We start from the raw sequence: 20,989 nt of genomic DNA on the forward strand, positions 1-20,989 counted from the left end.
CCTGAAGCGTAGCTAAGAAAAAATTTTCATAAGGCTTATGCCGAAAAAAACTTATGCGCTTTGTAAAAACCGGCACATTGTTCAGCATGAAAGCCTTTGTTTTGTGCGCTTTAGGGAGCGCAGAAAGGCTTGAGGAAAGTTCCACTCACTTTGCGACATACGGCGAAGTACTGCTGAAGGGGAGGGACGCGTAGCGGTTGATGAGTGACAGATTTTTGTCACTCGGGTGATTCACCACCGTTACGTAGCGTTAGTAGGCGTATTGCTTTGATCAGAATGCGGAAGTGCTTGATAGCACTGATGTTTCCGGAATAAGCCACCTGCGAAACGAACTGTTGAAGGTGCGAGCGTCGCCTCCAACAACCCGATTGAGCCATGGGCTGCTTCGCTTACCAGTGCCGACGGTGGTCGGCAGCGGAGGATTTCACATGGCAACGCTCATCGGCACAGTCACTAAAGTCATTGGCCAGGTTTTCGCCCAGTCAGCCGACGGTACTAAACGCGCACTGGTTGAGGGGGATCGCCTGTATGCCGGCGATCAACTGATCACCGGCGCAGAAGGCGCCGTCGCCGTTCATCTGCAGAACGGCCAGGAACTGACCCTGGGTCGTGACAGCAGCCTGACCATGACCGGTCAGTTGCTGGCCGATCAAGCGGCGCATGTGAACGTTGCGGAAGCCGTAACCCCGAGCGAAGCGCAACTGACTGACGTTGAGCAGATCCAGAAAGCCATCGCTGCCGGTGATGACCCGAGCAAAACCGCCCAAGCCACTGCCGCCGGCCCGAATGCTCCGGGCGGTGCGCCGGGTGAGCTGGGCGGCGGCCACAGTTTTGTCTTGCTGACGGAAGTCGGCGGCCGGGTCGATCCGATCATCGGTTTCCCCACTGCCGGGTTCGGTGGTATTCCTGAATTCCCTGAAGAACGCCACAACGCGGTGATCGACAACGGCGATGACAACCTGGTGGTCGTCGTGCCGCCTCCGGTCAACAACCCGGTAACCCTTACCGGCCTGAATGTCGCGGGCGGCGAACTGAACCTCAATGAAGCCAACCTGCCGGACGGTTCGGCGGCCAATCCGGGCGCACTGACGCAAAGTGGCAGCTTCACCGTGTCGGCGCCGGACGGTCTGACCAGCCTGAGCATCGGCGGCATCAACCTGATCAACGGCGGCGTAGCGGTCGGTTTCCCGCAATCGATCACCACGCAACTGGGCAACACTTTGACCATCACCGGCTACAACCCGGCGACCGGCGTGGTCAGTTACAGCTACACCCTTAACGGCAACGAAAGCCACGCGGCTGGCGATGGCGCGAACAACCTCAGCGAACAGTTCACCGTGATTGCCGGTGACAGCAATGGCGACACCGCGACCGGTACGCTCGACGTCAATATTTCCGACGACGTGCCCAAGGCCTTTGATGACAGCAATGGCACGGCGTCAGAGACGCAGGTGACACTGACCGGCAATGTGCTGACCAATGATGTGCAAGGTGCCGATCGCGTGCCGACCGGGCCAGTCACGCCGGGCACGTTCACCGGGACTTACGGCACCTTGGTGCTCAATGCCAACGGCACGTACACCTACACGCTGAACACCAACGACGCCGACTTCAAAAATCTGCACGGTGGCGGCAATGGCACCGAGACGTTCGCGTACACCATCACCGATTCCGATGGTGATACCAGCACGGCGAATCTGGTTCTGCAGATCCACAACAATGATGACCCGGTGGTCATCAATGGCCTGAACGTTGAGGGCGGCGAGCTGACGGTTTACGAGAAAAACCTCAGTGACGGCAGCGCACCGGACGCCACCGCGCTGACTCAAAGCGGCACGTTCACCATCACTGCACTCGATGGAGTAACGACCCTGACTGTCGGTGGCATCGCCGTTGTCACCAACGGGGTGGCCGCAGGCTTCCCGCAATCCGTGACCACGCCATTGGGCAGTACGCTGACCATCACCGGTTTCAACGCCGCCACCGGCGTGGTCAGCTACAGCTACACCTTGGCCGATAACGAAGCACATCCAAACGCCAATGGCGCGAACAATCTGCCTGAGCAGTTCGCCGTCACGGTGGTCGACGATAACGGCACCACCGCCAATGGCACGCTGGACGTGAACATCGTCGACGATGTTCCCCGTGCGGTTGACGACGCCAATGGCACAGCCTCTGAAACCTTGCTGACCCTCACCGGCAACGTCCTGACCAATGACGTGCAAGGTGCCGATCGCGTACCGACCGGACCGGTCACCCCGGGCACGTTCACCGGGACTTACGGCACCTTGGTGCTGAACGCCAACGGCACTTACACCTACACGCTGAACACCAATGACGCCGACTTCAAAAACCTGCACGGCGGTGGCAATGGCACGGAAACCTTCGCCTATACCATCACCGATTCGGACGGTGATACCAGCACGGCGAATCTCGTTCTGCAGATCCACAACAACGACGATCCAGTAGTCATCAGCGGCCTCGACGTGAATGGCGGCGAACTCACTGTTTACGAGAAAAACCTCAGCGACGGCAGCGCACCGGATTCCAGCGCTCTGACCCAAAGCGGCACGTTCACCATCACTGCGCTGGACGGCGTGACGACCCTGACTGTCGGCGGCATCGCCGTCGTCACCAACGGCGTAGCGGCAGGTTTCCCACAATCGGTCACGACGCCATTGGGCAGCACGCTGACCATCACCGGTTTCAACACCACCACCGGCGTGGTCAGCTACAGCTACACCCTCGTCGACAACGAAGCACACCCAACGGCCAACGGCGCGAACAATCTGCCTGAGCAGTTCGCCGTCACCGTGGTCGATGACAACGGCACCACCGCCAACGCCACCCTTGATGTGAACATCGTCGACGATCTGCCCAAAGCCGTGGATGACAGCAACACCGGCACCGCGTCGGAAACCCTGCTGACCCTGACCGGCAACGTCCTGACCAATGACGTGCAAGGCGCCGACCGTGTACCCACCGGACCGGTCACCCCGGGCACCTTCACCGGGACTTACGGCACCTTGGTGCTGAACGCCAACGGCACGTATACCTACACGCTGAACACCAACGACGCCGACTTCAAAAACCTGCACGGTGGTGGCAACGGCACTGAAACCTTCGCCTACACGATCAATGATTCGGACGGTGATACCAGCACAGCGAATCTGGTTCTGCAGATCCACAACAACGACGATCCGGTGATTATCAACGGCCTCGACGTCAATGGCGGCGAACTCACCGTCTACGAGAAAAACCTCACTGATGGCAGCACGCCGGACGCCACCGCGCTGACTCAAAGCGGCACGTTCACCATCACTGCACTCGATGGCGTGACAACGCTGACCGTCGGCGGCATTGCCGTGGTCACCAACGGCGTGGCCGCAGGCTTCCCGCAATCCGTGACGACGCCATTGGGCAGTACGCTGACCATCACCGGTTTCAACGCCGCCACTGGCGTGGTCAGCTACAGCTACACCCTGGTCGACAACGAAGCGCATCCAACTGCCAACGGCGCGAATAATCTGCCTGAGCAATTCGCCGTCACCGTGGTCGATGACAACGGCACCACCGCCAACGCCACCCTCGATGTGAACATCGTCGACGATCTGCCCAAAGCCGTGGATGACAGCAACACCGGCACTGCGTCGGAAACCTTGCTGACCCTCACCGGCAACGTCCTGACCAATGATGTGCAAGGTGCTGATCGTGTGCCGACCGGACCCGTCACGCCAGGCACATTCACCGGGACTTACGGTACCTTGGTTCTGAACGCCAACGGCACCTACACCTATACGCTGAACACCAATGACGCAGACTTCAAAAACCTCCACGGTGGTGGCAACGGCACAGAAACCTTCGCCTACACAATCACCGATTCGGACGGCGATACCAGCACCGCCAACCTCGTCCTGCAGATCCACAACAACGACGATCCGGTGATCATCAACGGCCTCGACGTCAATGGCGGCGAGCTCACCGTCTACGAGAAAAACCTCAGCGACGGTACCGCTCCAGATACACCGGCGCTGACCCAGAGCGGCACCTTCACTGTCACCGCCCTCGACGGTCTGCAAACCCTGACCGTGGGCGGCATCAACGTGGTCACCGGCGGCGTGGCCGCAGGCTTCCCGCAATCGATCGTCACGCCGCTCGGCAGCACGTTGACCATCACCGGTTACAACCCGGCCACCGGCGTGGTCAGTTACAGCTACACCTTGGTCGACAACGAAACTCATCCAAACGCCAACGGCGCCAACAGCATCACCGAAAACTTCAACGTGGTGGCGACTGACACCGATGGCAGCACCGCCAACGGCCAGATCAACGTCAACATCGTCGATGATTTGCCGAGCGCCCATCCTGATGCCGCGTCGGTGGCGGAAGGCGGCACGGTCAGCGGTAATGTTCTGGATAACGATATCGGTGGCGCTGACGGCCCAGCCGTGACCGGCGCAGTGGTCGGCGTGCGCGCCGGCGCCGACACCTCAACCTCGGCCATCGGCGGCCTCAATAGCAACATCAACGGCACCTACGGCTACCTGACCCTGGACGCCAACGGCAACGCCGTTTACCACAGCAATCCCAACGTCGTGAGCGGCCCGGGCGCGGTGGATGTGTTCACCTACACCGTGCGCGATGCCGACGGCGATGAAAGCACCACCACCATCACCATCGATGTTTCCAACAGCAAACTGTGCGCGACCAGCGACACCGACGTCACCGTCTTCGAGAAAGCGCTGGATCTGACCAAGGACGGCGCGGATCTGGCGCCCGGTACGGTCACTGGCAGCGACCCGACCAGCACCGGCGAAACCGCGTCCGGCACCCTGGTCGGTTCGGTCACCGGCGCGGTCGGTGCGATCAGCTATGCGCTGGTCGGCAGTGCTACTGGCAACTACGGGCAGATCGTCCTCAACCCCAACGGCACGTACACCTACACGCTGACCTCGCCGGCGAGCACCACGCCACATGCCGACGACGGCGCCAACAGCCTGAGCGAAACCTTCACCTATCAGGCTACCGACTCGCTGGGCAACATCGTCACCAGCACCATTGTGGTGAACATCGTCGATGACGTGCCGAAAGCAGTGAACGACAGCAACATCAACAGCGCCTCGGAAACCCAGTTGACCCTGACCGGCAACGTGCTGAGCAACGATGTGCAAGGCGCCGATGTGGTGGCGACCGGACCAAATGCCGGGCCGATCACCGCCGGCACCTTCACCGGTACGTACGGCACCCTGGTGCTCAACGCCAACGGCACGTACACCTACACGCTGAATCCCAACGATGCCGACTTCAAAAACCTGCATGGCGGTGGCAACGGCACCGAGACCTTCACCTACACGCTGACCGATGCCGACGGCGACACCAGCACCGCCAACTTGGTGCTGAACATTCACAACAATGACGATCCGGTGCTGCTCAATGGCCTCGACGTCAACGGCGGCGAACTCACCGTCTACGAGAAAAACCTCAGCGACGGCACCAGCCCCAACACTCCGGCGCTGACCCAGAGCGGTACGTTCACCGTCACTGCGCTCGATGGCCTGCAAACCCTCACCGTCGGCGGCATTGCCGTGGTCACTAATGGCGTCGCCGCAGGCTTCCCGCAATCGGTCGTCTCGCCGCTGGGCAGCACCTTCACCATCACCGGTTACAACCCGGCCACTGGCGTGATCAGCTACAGCTATACCCTGGTCGATAACGAAACCCACCCGAACGCCAACGGTGCCAACAGCCTCACCGAGAACTTCAATGTGGTGGCTACCGACACCGATGGCAGCACCGCTAACGGTCAGATCAACGTCAATATCATCGACGACCTGCCGACCGCCAAACCCGACACCGGCTCGGTGGCGGAGGGCGGTACGGTCAACGTCAGTGTGCTCGGCAATGACGTCAGCGGTGCCGATGGCGCGGCCACGGTGGTTGGCGTGCGTGCCGGCAGCAATACTGGCACTTCAGCCATCGGTGGCCTCAACAGCAACATCAATGGCAACTTCGGTTACCTGACCCTCGATGCGGCGGGCAACGCCGTTTACCACAGCAACCCGAACTCGGTGAGCCCACCGGGTGCCACCGACACGTTCACCTACACCATCCGCGACAGCGACGGCGACGAAAGCACCACGACCATCACCATAAACGTCGCCGACAGCAAACTGCTGGCCTCGGTCGATCAGGACGTGACGGTGTATGAAAAAGCCCTCGATCTGAGCAAGGACGGCGCGGATCTGGCCCCTGGTACGGTCACCGGCAGCGACCCGAGCAACACTGGCGAAACCGCCACCGGCACGCTGGTCGGCGCAGTCACTGGCGGCACGGGCGCGATCACTTACACCCTGGTCGGCAGCGCCACTGGCACTTACGGGCAGATCCAGCTGAACGCCGACGGCACCTACACCTACACGCTGACCTCAGCGCCGAAAACCTCGCCGAGCGCCAACGACGGTGCGAACACCCTCAGCGAAAGTTTTACCTACAAAGCCACTGACGCGCTGGGCAACAGCACCACCAGCACCCTCGTGGTCAACATCGTCGATGACGTGCCAAAAGCCGTGGCGTCGGATCGTTCAGTAGCAGCGGTGGAGATCGATTCCAACCTGCTCATCGTCCTCGACATCTCCGGCAGTATGGCCGACGCCTCCGGTGTGCCGGGCCTGTCGCGACTGGCGCTGGCCAAGCAGGCGATCAGTGCCTTGCTCGACAAGTACGACGATCTCGGCGACGTCAAAGTCCAGCTCGTCACCTTCAGCAGCAACGCCACTGACCGAACCTCGGTATGGGTCGATGTGGCGACGGCGAAGACGATTCTCGCCGGCCTGACGGCGGGCGGCGGCACCAACTACGACGCCGCGGTGGCGGTGATGCAAACCGCGTTCAACACCTCGGGCAAACTCACCGGGGCGCAGAACGTCGGTTACTTCTTCTCGGACGGCAAACCCAATGAAGGTGACATCAACGCTGCTGACGAAGCCGCGCTGAAAAACTTCCTCGATGCCAACAACATCAAGAACTACGCGATTGGCCTGGGCAGCGGCGTGAGCAACGCCAACCTCGATCCGCTGGCCTATGACGGCATCAGCCACACCAATACCAATGCAGTGGTGGTCACCGACCTCAATCAACTCAACTCGGTGCTGTCGGGCACTGTGCAGGGCGCGCCGGTCACTGGTTCGTTGCTGGGCGAGGGCGGCACCTTCGGCGCCGATGGCGGTTTCATCAAGTCCATCGTGGTCGACGGCACCACTTACACCTACGACCCGAAAGCCCTCAGTGGCCAAGGCTCGTTGACGCCAAGCGGCGGCACCAATCACGGTACTTTCAACACCGCCAACAACACGTTGAGCATCGCCACCAATAATGGCGGCACATTGGTGATCAACCTCGACAGCGGCGACTACACCTACACCTCGCAGAAAACCACGGCGGTGGTGATCACCGAGAACATCGGCTTCACCGTCAGCGACAACGACGGCGACCTCGCCAGTTCGACGCTGACCGTGAAAGTGATCCCCAACGCGCCGCCAGTGGCGGTGGACGATCACGTCATCACCAACGTGCTGTCGGGGAACATCGTGGTGCCGGGTGAGCTGTTGCTGGCCAACGATACCGATCCGAATGGCGATACGCTTAATGCCACTCCGACTACCTTCAACACTGGTTGGATAGCGAAGGGCGCGGATTTCACCGGCACCGGCGCGATCACGTTCAACGGCAACAGCAACACCGCCGCCAACCAGACCCTGGCCGATGTGCGCAACGCGTTCGCGGCAAACACGGCAGCGATGACTGCGGTGCTGGTGATCAGCGGCTACCTCGGCGCGGTGACCAACGCCAATGCCAACGATGAGGACCTGATCACGGTCAAACTGAAACAGGGCGAAACGCTGAACCTGGACCACAACCTGGCGGCCGGGCACATCACCCTGGAGTACTCGCTCAATGGCGGCGCGTTCGTGACCATTGCCGATGGCGGCACCATCACCGCCAGCGCCGATGGCACCTACCAGATCCACGTCACCAACATCGCCAATCCCAGCGGCGGCGGTAACCCCAACGCGGCGGAAAACTATCAACTGACCATGACGGTCAACTACGCCGGGGCCCACGACATCACCCCGGACTTCCACGGCACTTACACCGCCAATGACAATCATGGCGGCAGCGACACGGCCAACGTGACCATCAGCTATCAGGACGGCCACACCCTCACCGGCACCTCGGGAGATGACGTGCTGGTTGCCGGCAGCGGCGACAACATCATCAACGCCGGCGACGGCAACGACGTGCTCACCGCCGGTTCAGGTAACAACGAACTGCACGGCGGCGCCGGCAATGACTTGCTCTACAGCGGCCCGGGCAATGACCTGCTCGACGGCGGCGCGGGTATCGACACCGCCAGCTACGCCCACGCTACCGCCGGTGTAACCGTCAACCTCGGCCTGCTCGGTGCGCAAAACACCATTGGCGCCGGCACCGATACCCTGACCGGCATCGAAAATCTGGTCGGCTCGAACTTCAACGACACCCTGACCGGCGACAACAATAACAACGTGATCAACGGTGGTCTGGGTAACGACATCCTCAACGGTGGCGGCGGTGACGACCTGTTGATCGGCGGCATGGGTAACAACACCATGACCGGTGGCTCAGGGGCCGACACCTTCCAGTGGCTCAAGGGCAACAGTGGCCATGACCTGATCACCGACTTCACCCCCGGCACCGACAAGCTCGACCTGTCGCAACTGCTGCAAGGCGAGAACGGCACCACCGCCTCGCTGGACGACTACCTGCACTTCACCGTCACCGGCAGCGGCGCCTCGGTGCTCACCAGCATCGACGTCAGCGCCATGGCCGGCGCCACGCCGAACCAGACCATCGACCTGGCCGGCGTCAACCTCGCCAGCCACTACGGCGTAACGCCGGGGGCGGGTGGGGTGGTTGCCGGTGGGCATGACACGGCGACGATCATCAGCGGGATGCTGAATGATCATTCGTTGAAGGTGGATACGGTTTGAACTGAGGGCTGAAACGACAAAACCCGCCGTCCCGTACAACCGGGACGGCGGGTTTCTTCTGCCTGAAGACAGATGTGGCGTGTCCATCAGCCTTCGCGAGCAACTTAGCTCCCACAGGTCTTGAGGTTGTCACCGAGATTTGTGATCGGCGCAGATCCCTGTGGGAGCGAGCTTGCTCGCGAAGGGGCAGAAAGGGCAATCCATTGATCAACGGGTGTGCCCGATGCCTGTCTCCCCCAGTCATCGGAGCTGCCAACGTTCACTCCGAGACGAATGAGGGGGGCAGCTATACGCGGGTCGCAGACCGGGACTCTAGAACCGGCAGACCCTAAGGTCGCAAAGTCTTCTGCCGCAGGATATAAACCGTCACCAGCACCGCGCTCGTCAACATGAACCCCCGCGCCCACGGCATTGGCACCAGGTAGCACGAGAACAGAATGCTCGCCCACATCAGCCCGATCGCGTAGACCTTGCCCTTGAGCGGTATGCCGTTGCCATCGAGGTAATCGCGGATCCATGGCCCGAGCCGAGGATGCTCGACCAGCCATTGATAAAAACGCGGAGAGCTGCGCGCGAAGCAGGCTGCGGCGAGCAGAAGGAAAGGGGTGGTGGGCAGGACGGGCAGGAAAATCCCGATCACCCCCAATGCCACGCTGAGCCAGCCGACGGCCAGCAGGATGTAGCGCAACATCAGGGATCGGTTGCCTATGGGATTGTCCATAGGCCGTATCTTAGTGGTGACGTGGCTTGAGGATGGCCGGTTTTTCGTCGGGCGCCTGGCACAGCAGATACAGCGCGGTCAGGGCTTCCGGGATCTGCACGATCATGTCGTCCATCAGGTTGGCGTCCTTGGCGATGTCTTCGAATTCCGGCTGTTCGTCGAACAGGCCCGAACCGACCATGATCGGCAGGAGCATTTCGCTGACTTCTTCTTCGGCGGTTTCGAACCAGGCCGCTTCACGCAGGAACACACCTTCCATGAAACCGATGCACCAGCCGCGCAGCTCGGAATCGTCCGGCTCGTCGCCCAGGTCCAGTTCGCATGGCAGCTCGAATTCTTCATCCGAGGCCAGTTGGCGGGCGATGTGGGCCTTGAGGCCGATCAGGGTGGCTTCGATCTCTTCGCGCTGGGCGTCGCTGCTGTAATGCGGCTCTTCGGCGAACAGGGCGTCGATCCACTCGCGATCCGGCACGTCTTCGGCGCAGATCGACAGGGCGGTCAGGTAACCGTGGGCGGCCACGTAATCCAACGCCTCGTCGTGCAGCTCGTCGGCGTCGAGAAAGACTTGCAGGCGGGTTAGTTGCTCAGCGAAGGACATTACGGGGCTACCTTGGGGGAATAAACAATGCGGGAATTCTAGGCCTTCTTGCGCGCTCAAGCCAGCCGCAAGGCAGATTTGCCCGCACGGACGCACGCAAATGCCGGGTAGGGCGCAAAACCTGTGGGAGCGGGCTTGCCCGCGATGGCGGTGTATCAGTCGATGAAGAAGTTGTCAGCGCCGGCCTCTTCGCGGGCAAGCCCGCTCCCACAGGGTTCGGTGTGAGGTCAATTGCAGAGTGAGTCTTATCAGCGGCACCCTGCGCAGGGAAGGCCTCGGGTATACTGCCGCGTTTTGCGATCCCTGCCCGCCTTGCGGCTGTCGTGCAATGCGCTCTTACGTTTTGTTTAAGCAGCCCTGGCTGTTCTGAACCAGCCTGAGCAGGGATGTATTGGTAGATTTTTGGAGTTTTTATGCTCGAACAGGCTCAACGCGTCCTCAAGGACATCTTCGGCTACGACAGTTTTCGTGGCCGTCAGGGTGCAATCATTGAGCGCGTGGCCAGCGGCGGTGATGCGCTGGTATTGATGCCTACCGGTGGCGGTAAGTCGTTGTGCTTCCAAGTGCCGGCGCTGCTGCGCGATGGCCTTGCGGTCGTGGTGTCCCCGCTGATCGCGCTGATGGACGATCAGGTTGCCACCCTTGAAGAACTGGGTGTGGCCGCCGCCGCATTGAATTCCACTTTGAGCGCCGAGCAGCAGCGTGATCTGGCGGCGCAAATCAAGCGCGGTGAAGTAAAGATGTTGTATCTGGCGCCCGAGCGTCTGGTGCAGCCGCGCATGCTGTCGTTCCTGCAAGGCTTGAACATTGCCTTGTTCGCCATTGATGAAGCGCACTGCGTATCGCAATGGGGTCACGATTTCCGTCCGGAATACCTGCAATTGGGCCAGTTGGCCGAGCTGTTCCCCGACGTACCGCGCATTGCCCTGACGGCCACCGCCGACAAGCGTACCCGCGAAGAAATCGTCACACGCTTGCATCTGCAGAACGCCGAGCGCTTCCTGTCGAGTTTTGATCGACCGAACATTTTCTATCGCATCGTGCCCAAAGAGCAGCCGCGCAAGCAGTTGCTGGCGTTTCTGGCCGAACGCCGTAGCGACGCGGGCATTGTCTACTGCCTGTCACGCAAGAAAGTCGAAGAAGTCGCAACGTTTTTGAGCGAGCAGGGTTTCCCGGCACTGCCGTATCACGCCGGTCTGCCCAACGATCTGCGTGCCTTCAACCAGAAGCGCTTCCTCAATGAGGAAGGTCTGATCATGGTCGCCACGGTGGCGTTCGGCATGGGCATCGACAAGCCCAACGTACGTTTTGTCGCGCACCTCGACCTGCCGAAATCCCTCGAAGCGTATTACCAGGAAACCGGTCGCGGCGGTCGTGACGGCCTGCCGGCGGATGCGTGGATGGCCTACGGTCTGCAAGACGTGGTGATGCTCAAGCAGATGCTGCAGAACTCCGAAGGCGACGAGCGGCACAAGCGTCTGGAGCAACACAAGCTCGACGCCATGCTTTCGCTGTGTGAAGAGACCCGTTGCCGTCGCCAGACTCTGCTGGCGTACTTCGATGAAGACATGCCCGAACCCTGCGGCCATTGCGACAACTGCGTCGATGGCGTGCAGACCTGGGACGCCACCGAGCCTGCACGACAGGCGTTGTCGGCGATTTTCCGCACAGGTCAGCGTTATGGCGTTGGTCATCTGGTTGATGTGCTGCTGGGCAAGGACAACGAAAAAGTCCGCAGCTTCGGTCATCAGCATCTGTCGGTGTATGGCGTCGGCAAGGCGTTGAGCGAAAGCGAGTGGCGCTCGCTGTTCCGCCAATTGGTCGCGCGCGGTCTGGCGGATGTCGACCACGAAGGTTATGGCGGTCTGCGTCTGAATGACAGTTGCCGACCGCTGCTCAAGGGCGAAGTGAGCCTGGAGCTGCGCCGCGACCTCAAACCGCAGGTCGCCGCCAAGAGCAACAGCAAGAGCCCGGCCAGTCAGCTGGTGCGCGGCGAAGAGCGCGAACAGTGGGAAGCCTTGCGCGCGCTGCGACGCAAACTGGCCGAAGAACATGGTGTGCCGCCGTACGTCATCTTCCCCGACTCGACGCTGCTGGAAATGCTCCGCAGCCAACCGACTTCGCTGGCGGAAATGGCCCGGGTCAGCGGCGTCGGTGCGCGCAAGCTGGAGCGCTACGGCGATGCCTTCCTCGAAGTGCTTGGCGGCGAAGTCGAGGCACCGAAAGCGGTGGCCGACGTGCGCCACGAACTGATCACCCTGGCTCGCGCGGGCATGACCCCGCTACAGATCGCCGGTCAGTTGCAGTGTTCGGAAAAGAATGTGTACACCATGCTTGCCGAGGCGATTGGCAAGCAGCAGTTGTCACTTGAGCAGGCGCTGGATTTGCCGGAAGAGTTGATGGGCGAAGTGCAGGACGCGTTCCTCGATGGCGAAGGCGAGTTGCCGTCGGTCGCCGAAGTGGCCGAGTTGTTTGCCGGGCGTGTACCGGAAGGCGTGCTGTATTGCGTGCGGGCTGCGTTGCAGTCGGAATTCGAAATGTAATTCGCCTGAGCACCCTCACCCCAGCCCTCTCCCAGAGGGAGAGGGAGAGGTGGCCGACCGAGGTGTCTCGCGCTATACATCGACCTGAAAACCCGAGTCGATTATGGATTCAGCGCCGATCTGCCACGTCGGCGTAATTCCCAAATATCCCCCAATCAGTCCCCTCTCCCTCTGGGAGAGGGCTAGGGTGAGGGCCTTCCAATTCTGGATTCAGCAAAGCACTCCCAAGTCGCTGAATATCTAAAGCATCCCCCATTCAGTCCTCCCTTTGGGAGAGGGTCGGGTGAGGGGGCCTCAAGATGTAACGATTCAGTACAGACCGCCACTTGCCTATAACTGCAGCTCATGCTTAGCTGGCTAATAATTAGAAATTCTTTATTTTCAGTCTAACCGTGAGTGTTTTATGCCGTTAACCGATCAACACCGCTTTGGCATGCAACTGGCCCAGATGTCCCGTGGCTGGCGTGCCGAACTGGATCGACGCCTCGCCGGGTTGGGGCTTTCTCAGGCGCGCTGGCTGGTGCTGCTGCATCTGGCGCGTTTTGAAGAAGCACCGACCCAACGAGAGCTGGCGCAGAGCGTCGGCGTCGAAGGTCCGACCCTTGCGCGCTTGCTCGATAGTCTGGAAAGCCAGGGCCTGGTGCAACGCCAGTCCGTGATGGAAGACCGCCGGGCGAAAAAGATCGTCCTCTGCGCGCCAGCCCTGCCGTTGATCGAACAAATCGAAACCATTGCCACGCAACTGCGCCACGAATTGTTCGAAGGTGTCGACGAAGCGGATTTAAAGGTGTGCATGCGGGTTCACGGGCACATTCTGGGCAACCTGGAAAAATCTTGAGGCACATCCACCTGCCAGATCTTTGAGAGATCGCGCTGAGCCGACTATAAGAACTACTGGGCAATATCGTGTTCGTACCGGATGTGCGAACGCATAGAAGTCGGTTTTGCTTATTTAAGGGATGCTCATGCTCGCAAGTCGGCACGTGGTACTGCGCAGTGGCGCCAAATGGTTGCTGGTCGCTGGCATTTTCAGCTATTCGGCCGGGTCGATGGCCTTGGGGCTGGGCGATATCACTGTTCATTCAGGTCTCAACCAGCCGCTCAAGGCCGACATCGCACTGGTCGATGTCGGTGGCCTGACGCAAAACGATCTTTCGGTGAGCCTGGCCACGGCAGACGAGTTTGCTCAGGCCGGGGTCGAACGAGTGTTTTTCCTCAACGACCTCAAGTTCGTCCCGATCCTGCACGGCAATCGCCAGATGATCCGGGTGACGTCGAGCAAACCGGTCAACGAACCCTTTGTGAATTTTCTTGTGCAGCTCAATCAGCCCAATGGCCGGTTGCTGCGTGAGTACACGGTATTGATCGATCCCCCGGGTTCACCGGGTATCGTACCGGCCACTGATGAGCCGGATCCGCGTGCGCAATCCTCTGCGTTTCCCACCGTTGAACCTGCCGTGGCTGCACCGCAGGCGCCTCAAGCCAAGCGCGATACCGCGCCAACCCCCACGCCAGTGACTCCGCCCGCCAACGATGCACTGGCCGAGCAGTTGGCGGCCAGTGTGTTGCTGAATCAGCAATTGCAGAAGAGCGTCGACGAACTGAGCGCAAAACTGCAGACACAGGATGTACAGATTGCCGATGGCAAAAAGCAGATCACTGACCTGCAAACACGGCTGGTCGAACTTCAGCAAGCACCGCCGCCGGCCGTGGGGACACCGGTAACAGCTCCGGCACCGGTGGTGACGCCGGTCGAATCCACGGATGAAGGCTTGAACTGGCCGTTGCTCGGTGGCTTGTTGCTGTTGCTGGGGGCATTGGCCGGGTTGTTCACACACCGTCGACGGCAACAACAACTGCAGCCAGAGGCACCGCTATTGGTGCAGAGCCATGAACCGGACATAGCCGAGGCCGAGTCTGTAGAACCGGTCAGTGTTCACGCCTCAGCCGATCACCGCGAAGAACCGGCGGCTGGCGATGTGCTGGAGGCGGTCGGCATCTATCTGGCGTACGGCCGACTGGGCGAAGCCGCCGGATTACTGCGCGATGCCTTGCACAAGGAGCCGGAGCGCACTGATATCGGTTTGCAGTTGCTTGAAGTACTGGGGCGTCAGGGTGATAGCACCGCGTATGAACAACAGGAAAGTCATTTGCGTGAGCAGGGCGTGGATACCCAGACTTTGCAGGATGTTCGCTCCCGACACCCGAAATTGCGAGGCACTGCAGCGTTGGCCGCTGTGCCGCCGATTGTGGCAGCAGCTCCTGTTGTCGCAGCTCAATCGGCGCCTGAAGCCGATTTCGAGCTGAATCTGGGCGAGCTGTCGATGGATTCCAGCTGGGATCTTGAAGACAGTCGCTCGGCCACGCCTGAACTGCTGGCTCACACCTCGGCGCTCGGCTCCGATCTGCAAGTGCTGCCTCAGGACTTTGAATTGCCGCAAGCGTCCAGCGAAGATCCTGAGCTTGAGTGGATCCCTGAACCGGACGCCGAACCGCTGGATGACGATTTTCTCAATGAGTTTGCCGATGCCGAGCCGTCACTGGCGTTGCAACCGCTGGATTTGCAGGGACCGGAGCCGGTACACGACGAAAACTCCGGAAAGCTCGAACAGGCGCAAACGTGCATTGACGACGGTGACATCGACAGTGCGATTGCGTTGCTCAATGAGTTGCTCAAAGAGGGCGACGAACCTTTGAAGCAAACGGCGCGGACGTTGCTGGCGGGGATTCGCTGAAGCCCCGATCGATTTGCGGTGGATCCTATATCGCTTTCGCGAGCAGGCTCGCTCCCACAATTGGAACGCGTTCCCCTGTAGGCCTTCGCCTGCTCGCGATAGCGATTTGTCAGGCGACCTGATCAGAAGGTCTGCCCCAGATTCAGATAAACCGCCTGCTCATTCGCATCATTCAACCCATAACTGAAATTCAACGGCCCCAGCGGTGTGTCAAAACCAATGAACACGCTCGCGGCGTTGATATAGCCACTGTCGAACTCATTGTCGTTGTTCCACGCCCGACCACGCTCCAGCGAGGCACCGGCGTACAACGGGAAGTCCAGCGGCAGGTACGAGCGCGGCGTCAGGCGGCGGTAGTACACCGCGCGCATCAGGCTGATGTTCTGCCCGGAAATCGCGTCTTCACGAAAGCCCGACAACTGCCGCGCACCGCCGAGCAGGAAGCTTGAGGTCACCACGTTGGCATCATCCAGCGTGCGCCCGTATCGTCCGCCGAGAATCAACGTATCCGGTCCGCGGCTCATGGCTTTGTCGATTTTCAGATCCCACTGTCGGTAACGCGTGTCCGAACCGAGACCCGGTTCGAACTGCATCAGTGTCAGGCTGACGTCCTTGCCTTCGTGAGGGAAGTACACGTTATCCAGCGAGTCGTACGAATACTTCAGCGCGTAGAAACCTTCGTTGAAGTTCTCACTCGGCAAATCCTGATCGCCAATTCGCACATCGGCCTTGCCCCAGGCCTCGCCGACACCGAAACGCACTTCGCCGTTGTTGCCGATCTGTCGACCGAAGTTGAGGCCGAACCCGTAGCGCTCGACGCGATACTGCGCGATCGGATCGTTGTCCAGTACCGAGTCGACGTTCTGCGCTTCAAACGATGCGTACGGCGCGACGAAGTAGCGTGAACCAACGTCGAGCGGTTGATAGAACTCGCTGTACAGCTCTTGTTTATCGCCAATCTGCGCACGGGTCAGCCATTCCGCGCCGAGGCGGTTGATGCCGTTGATGCGGTAACTGGCGCCAAGGTTGAAGGCGCTGTCGCCGCGCATGTCGTCCGACAGATTGAGGCCGACCCGCAAGTAATCGGTGCCGCTGCGTTTGCCCCGGGCGCTGATCACCAGCGTGTGATCCTGGCCCTTGTGCACCACGCGGTATTGCACCTGCTCGAAGTAGTCGAGGCCGTACAAGGTGCCCATGTCCGAATGCAAGCGCGCCAGATCCAGCGGCTCGCCGATGTGCTGGCGGATGTAGTAGCGAATCACATCGTCGTCGACTTTCGAGTCGTTCTCGACGCGGATCGCGGTAATGATCGGCGTGCGCTGACCCGGCGAACGCGCGGCGTTGAGTTCGGCGTCCTGGGATTCTTTGGGTTTGAGGGCGGCGAGGCGCGCATCGAGGATTCGGGTGGCGCGGTAACCGGCGTCGATCATCTCCTGTGCCTTGCCGAAATCGGTGACGCCGAACGCCGCCAGCGCTGGCTGGATCAGCACATCGGAAGGCTTCAGGGCCGCCAGTTGTTCTTCGGAATTACTGCGGGTCATCAGGGTGATCGACTGGTTCAGCACATCGACCACGGTGGTCAATTGCTTGCGGTTGCGCAGAGGCGTGCCGATGTCGACGACGATGGCCACGTCAACGCCCATTTCCCGCGCCACATCAAGGGGGATGTTGTCGGTCATGCCACCGTCCACCAACAGCCGACCATCGAGTTCGACCGGGGCGAATACCGCCGGGATCGACATGCTCGCGCGGATCACCTGGGGCAAGTGGCCTTTGCGGAACACCACTTTTTCGCCGTTGGCGATGTCGGTGGCGACGGCGCGGAACGGGATCGGCAGTTTGTCGAAATCCCGGGTGTCGCTGGTGTGGGCCAACAGGCTTTCCAGCAGCAGCGCGAGGTTCTGGCCCTGAATCACGCCCAGTGGCAGGCCGAGACTGCCGTCGTCGCGGAAGCTGAGTTTCTGTTTCACCAGAAAGTCGCGGTCATCCTGTTTGCGCCGGAACGGCACGTCTTCGCGCGGTGGCGCGTCGGACAACGCCGCTTGCCAGTCGATGTTCAGTGCGAGTTTTTCCAGCTCATCGATCTTGTAACCCGAGGCGTACAGACCGCCGACCACCGCGCCCATGCTGGTGCCGGCGATCGCATCGATCTTGATGCCTTGTTCTTCCAGGGCCTTGAGCACACCGATGTGCGCCAGTCCGCGCGCGGCACCGCCAGACAGCACGAGGCCGACTTTCGGTCGCGTCGCGTCACTGGTATCGACGCTGGCGTGAGCGATTAAAGGGAGAAAACCAAGCAGCAGGCAGAACAGCAGACGGCGCATTGTGAGTCTCGGGGCAAGCGATAAAGCCGGCTATTATAGCGGCGCCCTCTGTCTCAGGAGTTTCAGCAAACATGACTGTCGCAAAAGCAGAAGTTGTCATCACCTATTGCACCCAATGCCAGTGGCTGCTGCGCGCCGCGTGGCTGGCGCAGGAACTGCTCAGCACCTTTGGCGATGACCTTGGCAAAGTGTCTCTGGTGCCGGGCACCGGCGGGGTATTTCACATCACCTGCGATGGTGTGCAGATCTGGGAACGCAAGGCTGACGGCGGCTTTCCGGAGGCCAAGGTGCTGAAGCAGCGAGTTCGCGATCAGATCGATCCTGACCGCGACCTCGGTCACAACGACCGCACTCAGTGAGATGCGGCCTCGGCGGCTACGGTTTTCTTGTCCGCATGGCCGGACATCCGCGCTGACACGACGATGGCGACAATGATCAACGCGCCGCCGATCAGCATCTTCGGCGTCGGGTCTTCATTGAACAGCAGCCAGGCCACGGTAATGCCGTAAACCGGTTCCATCGCAAATACCACTGCCGCCGTGCGCGCCTTGATCACCGCCAGACTGGCGACGAACAGGCTATGAGCGACGCCGGTGCAGAACACCCCGAGCAAGCCGATCCACAACCAGTCCAGTGCGCGCACCTCGCTCAGTTGCGGCGCGGCAACCGGCAGCAGACACAGCGCCACCACCACGTTTTGACACAACGCCGCCTGCACCGCCGGAATCCGCCCGGAGCTGGCGCGATTGGTCAGCGACAGCAAGGAAAACAGCAGCCCGGACAATACCGACCAGAGTAAGCCGATGGTCGCGCCGCTGCCCAGATCGAATGCCGGGGTCACCAGAATCAGACCGACGCTCACCAGAACCACCAGCACGATTTCATTGGCGCGGATGCGTTCGCGGAAAATCAGCCCTTCAAGAATCACCGTAAAGGCCGGGAAACTGGCAAAGCCCAACGTCGCGATGGCGACGCCGGCGATCTTCACCGAAACAAAGAAACTCACCCAGTGCCCGGCCAGCAATACGCCGCTGAGGGCCAGACGCCGCCAGTCCACGGCCTGCAGTTTCTGCCAGCCGCTCTGGCTGGCGAAGCGGGCGAAGAACGCCAGGGCGACAACGGCGAAAGCTGCGCGACCGAAGACGATAACAGCGGGGGAGGCGGCAGCGAGTTTGCCGAACACACCGGTCAGGCCAAACATCAAAGCACCAATGTGCAGGGCGCCGAGGGCGGTACGCGGAGTCATTGCAATCCTTAATCAAAACGCCATTCACCTACATATTGACTGGGTGAGGGCCGAGCGTCTGTCGGCAGGCTATCGTCTTTTGTCGCAGGAATCGCGTCGAAGCTGGCCGGGCGACGAACCGAACTCGCGCAGGACGGCAGCCGAGAAGGCACTCTGCGAGCTGTAGCCGACGCGACTGGCCACTTCGCCGATCGGCAGACCTGTGTCGCGCAGCAGTTGCACCGCCAGATGCAGCCGCCGGCTACGGATGTAATCCATTGGCGTCTGCCCGCATTCGGCCATGAACCGTGCATGCAAACGTGCGCTCGAGAGCCCGGCGACCCTCGCCAGATCGGCAACCTGCAAAGGGTAAGCGGCGTTCTGCTCGATGTGTGCATCCAGCGCTGCATACGGCAAACGGCGGGCGGCGAGTTCGGCCGGTTGCGCATGATTGAGGCTGGCCAGCAGCAACACCGCGCCTTGCTGCGCGATCAACGGATCGCTCACCGGACTGTTCGCCAGCCAGCTGACCAACTGGCTTTGTCCTGAATCCAGCGACAAGCGCGCGGGCTGATCGAGCAAGCGGCGACTGGCCTCGGCATGCTCGCCCAGCGAGTCCTTCACCCATTGCTCATCCGGGATATCCAGCACCAGACAGCGGCTGCCGTCGGGACTGCCGCAAGTGTGATGCGCACCGGAAGGAATCACCACAAAACTCTGCTGACGCACCTGACTGCCACACCCATCGACCTCGAAGTCCAGCGCACCGGACAGCCCGAACACCAATTGTGCGTGGTCGTGGCTGTGGACGATCAAATCGCGGGTGTACTGGCGCAGGGTGAGGATCGGTCGCATGGCAGGGTCGTCTCCGAAGTGATCGCCAGTCTACACCGCCGCGCGCAGCCTGCGTTGTCACAGGACTGACTCGCGCTTGTCATGGTCGATTAACCGGGCAGGCGCAGAGTGGCGAAAACATCGCAGAGGGTTGCCCATGACCAGCGCCGAGCTCGCCAGACCCAGCCGTAAACAACGCGTGCGCACCTTGTGGATCTCCGACGTGCATCTGGGCACGCGCGATTGCCAGGCCGAGCACTTGTCGAAATTTCTCAAGGGCTATCACGCCGACAAGATTTACCTGGTCGGCGACATCATTGATGGCTGGAAACTGCGCGGTGGCATGTACTGGCCGCAGGCGCACACCAATGTGATTCGTCGATTGCTGACCATGAGCAAGCGCGGCACCGAAGTGATCTACGTCACCGGTAATCATGACGAGTTTTTACGCCGTTATTCGAAGCTGATTCTGGGCAACATCCAGTTGGTTGACGAGGCGGTGCATGTCACGGCCGATGGTCGACATCTGCTGGTGATTCACGGCGATCAGTTTGATGTGATCACCCGTTATCACCGCTGGCTGGCGTTCCTCGGTGACTCCGCCTACGAATTCACCCTGACCCTCAATCGCTGGCTCAATCATTGGCGTGCGCGCTATGGCTACGGCTACTGGTCGTTGTCGGCGTACCTGAAGCACAAGGTGAAAACGGCGGTGAGTTTTATCAGCGATTTTGAAGAAGCCATCGCCCATGAGTGTGTGAAGCGCAAGTTGCATGGTGTGGTCTGCGGGCACATTCACCACGCCGAGATCCGCAAGGTGGGCGAGGTGGACTACCTCAATTGCGGTGATTGGGTGGAGTCGTGCACAGCGCTGATCGAGCATTGGGACGGCACGATCGAGTTGTATCGACTGGCAGATGCGCAGGCGCGGGAGGCGGAGCTCAAGGCGGCCAAAGTCGCCGAACTCGCCTAATGCTCTG

The 20,989-nt window shown here is 60.7% G+C and carries 11 protein-coding genes; 6 read left to right on the forward strand and 5 right to left on the reverse strand.

Annotated features, from left to right (window positions below; translation table 11 throughout):
• Window positions 1–428 precede the first annotated feature (428 nt).
• Window positions 429–9,029, forward strand: a complete 8,601-nt coding sequence (locus tag U6037_RS07385) for a retention module-containing protein (RefSeq protein ID WP_322846295.1) — start codon at window positions 429–431, stop codon at window positions 9,027–9,029.
• A gap of 328 nt (window positions 9,030–9,357) precedes the next feature.
• On the opposite strand, the gene U6037_RS07390 is transcribed toward U6037_RS07385, so the two are convergent.
• Both U6037_RS07390 and U6037_RS07395 read right to left on the reverse strand, forming a co-directional pair.
• Window positions 9,358–9,750 (reverse strand): YbaN family protein, encoded by a 393-nt coding sequence (locus U6037_RS07390; RefSeq protein WP_322846296.1) that lies wholly within the window; start codon window positions 9,748–9,750, stop codon window positions 9,358–9,360.
• Between the two features lie 10 nt (window positions 9,751–9,760).
• Window positions 9,761–10,348 (reverse strand): YecA family protein, encoded by a 588-nt coding sequence (locus U6037_RS07395; protein ID WP_322846297.1) that lies wholly within the window; start codon window positions 10,346–10,348, stop codon window positions 9,761–9,763.
• A 413-nt stretch (window positions 10,349–10,761) separates the two neighbouring features.
• Between U6037_RS07395 and recQ the strand changes: the two genes are divergently transcribed.
• From recQ to U6037_RS07410, 3 genes are all read left to right on the forward strand, one after another.
• On the forward strand, window positions 10,762–12,891 hold the full coding sequence (recQ, locus tag U6037_RS07400) for a DNA helicase RecQ (RefSeq protein WP_322846298.1): 2,130 nt from the start codon (window positions 10,762–10,764) through the stop codon (window positions 12,889–12,891).
• 403 nt (window positions 12,892–13,294) lie between these two features.
• The gene (locus U6037_RS07405) at window positions 13,295–13,729 is read left to right on the forward strand and encodes a MarR family transcriptional regulator (protein ID WP_016984207.1); all 435 of its coding nucleotides are present in this window, start codon (window positions 13,295–13,297) and stop codon (window positions 13,727–13,729) included.
• A gap of 127 nt (window positions 13,730–13,856) precedes the next feature.
• Window positions 13,857–15,626: a FimV/HubP family polar landmark protein gene (locus U6037_RS07410; protein ID WP_322846299.1), complete on the forward strand. Its 1,770-nt coding sequence runs from the start codon at window positions 13,857–13,859 to the stop codon at window positions 15,624–15,626.
• 122 nt (window positions 15,627–15,748) lie between these two features.
• On the opposite strand, the gene U6037_RS07415 is transcribed toward U6037_RS07410, so the two are convergent.
• Window positions 15,749–17,950 carry a patatin-like phospholipase family protein gene (locus U6037_RS07415; protein ID WP_322846300.1) on the reverse strand — a complete coding sequence of 734 codons (2,202 nt, stop codon included), beginning with the start codon at window positions 17,948–17,950 and terminating at the stop codon, window positions 15,749–15,751.
• Window positions 17,951–18,021: 71 nt separating this feature from the next.
• Here U6037_RS07415 and U6037_RS07420 point away from each other — a divergent pair, with 71 nt between their 5' ends.
• A complete protein-coding gene (locus tag U6037_RS07420) occupies window positions 18,022–18,309 on the forward strand; it encodes a SelT/SelW/SelH family protein (RefSeq protein ID WP_093442622.1) in 288 nt (95 codons plus the stop codon).
• Here the strand turns inward: U6037_RS07420 and U6037_RS07425 are convergent.
• Together U6037_RS07425 and U6037_RS07430 are read right to left on the reverse strand one after the other, a co-directional pair.
• Window positions 18,303–19,196, reverse strand: a complete 894-nt coding sequence (locus U6037_RS07425; RefSeq protein ID WP_322846301.1) for a DMT family transporter — start codon at window positions 19,194–19,196, stop codon at window positions 18,303–18,305. The genes U6037_RS07420 and U6037_RS07425 overlap by 7 nt on opposite strands.
• A gap of 69 nt (window positions 19,197–19,265) precedes the next feature.
• A complete protein-coding gene (locus U6037_RS07430) occupies window positions 19,266–20,030 on the reverse strand; it encodes an AraC family transcriptional regulator (RefSeq protein WP_322846302.1) in 765 nt (254 codons plus the stop codon).
• 136 nt (window positions 20,031–20,166) lie between these two features.
• Between U6037_RS07430 and U6037_RS07435 the strand changes: the two genes are divergently transcribed.
• The gene (locus U6037_RS07435) at window positions 20,167–20,982 is read left to right on the forward strand and encodes a UDP-2,3-diacylglucosamine diphosphatase (protein WP_322846303.1); all 816 of its coding nucleotides are present in this window, start codon (window positions 20,167–20,169) and stop codon (window positions 20,980–20,982) included.
• Window positions 20,983–20,989 lie beyond the last annotated feature (7 nt).

It is taken from the genome of Pseudomonas sp. B33.4 (genome assembly GCF_034555375.1).
In the GTDB taxonomy this organism is placed as follows: Bacteria; Pseudomonadota; Gammaproteobacteria; order Pseudomonadales; family Pseudomonadaceae; genus Aquipseudomonas.

Excerpts from the sequence above, each read along its gene's own strand:
- U6037_RS07390 (WP_322846296.1), bottom strand. The coding sequence starts at position 9,750 with ATGGACAATCCCATAGGCAACCGATCCCTGATGTTGCGCTACATCCTG.
- recQ (WP_322846298.1), top strand. The coding sequence starts at position 10,762 with ATGCTCGAACAGGCTCAACGCGTCCTCAAGGACATCTTCGGCTACGAC.
- U6037_RS07420 (WP_093442622.1), top strand. The coding sequence starts at position 18,022 with ATGACTGTCGCAAAAGCAGAAGTTGTCATCACCTATTGCACCCAATGC.
- U6037_RS07430 (WP_322846302.1), bottom strand. The coding sequence starts at position 20,030 with ATGCGACCGATCCTCACCCTGCGCCAGTACACCCGCGATTTGATCGTC.
- U6037_RS07395 (WP_322846297.1), bottom strand. The coding sequence starts at position 10,348 with ATGTCCTTCGCTGAGCAACTAACCCGCCTGCAAGTCTTTCTCGACGCC.
- U6037_RS07425 (WP_322846301.1), bottom strand. The coding sequence starts at position 19,196 with ATGACTCCGCGTACCGCCCTCGGCGCCCTGCACATTGGTGCTTTGATG.
- U6037_RS07435 (WP_322846303.1), top strand. The coding sequence starts at position 20,167 with ATGACCAGCGCCGAGCTCGCCAGACCCAGCCGTAAACAACGCGTGCGC.
- U6037_RS07385 (WP_322846295.1), top strand. The coding sequence starts at position 429 with ATGGCAACGCTCATCGGCACAGTCACTAAAGTCATTGGCCAGGTTTTC.
- U6037_RS07410 (WP_322846299.1), top strand. The coding sequence starts at position 13,857 with ATGCTCGCAAGTCGGCACGTGGTACTGCGCAGTGGCGCCAAATGGTTG.
- U6037_RS07415 (WP_322846300.1), bottom strand. The coding sequence starts at position 17,950 with ATGCGCCGTCTGCTGTTCTGCCTGCTGCTTGGTTTTCTCCCTTTAATC.
- U6037_RS07405 (WP_016984207.1), top strand. The coding sequence starts at position 13,295 with ATGCCGTTAACCGATCAACACCGCTTTGGCATGCAACTGGCCCAGATG.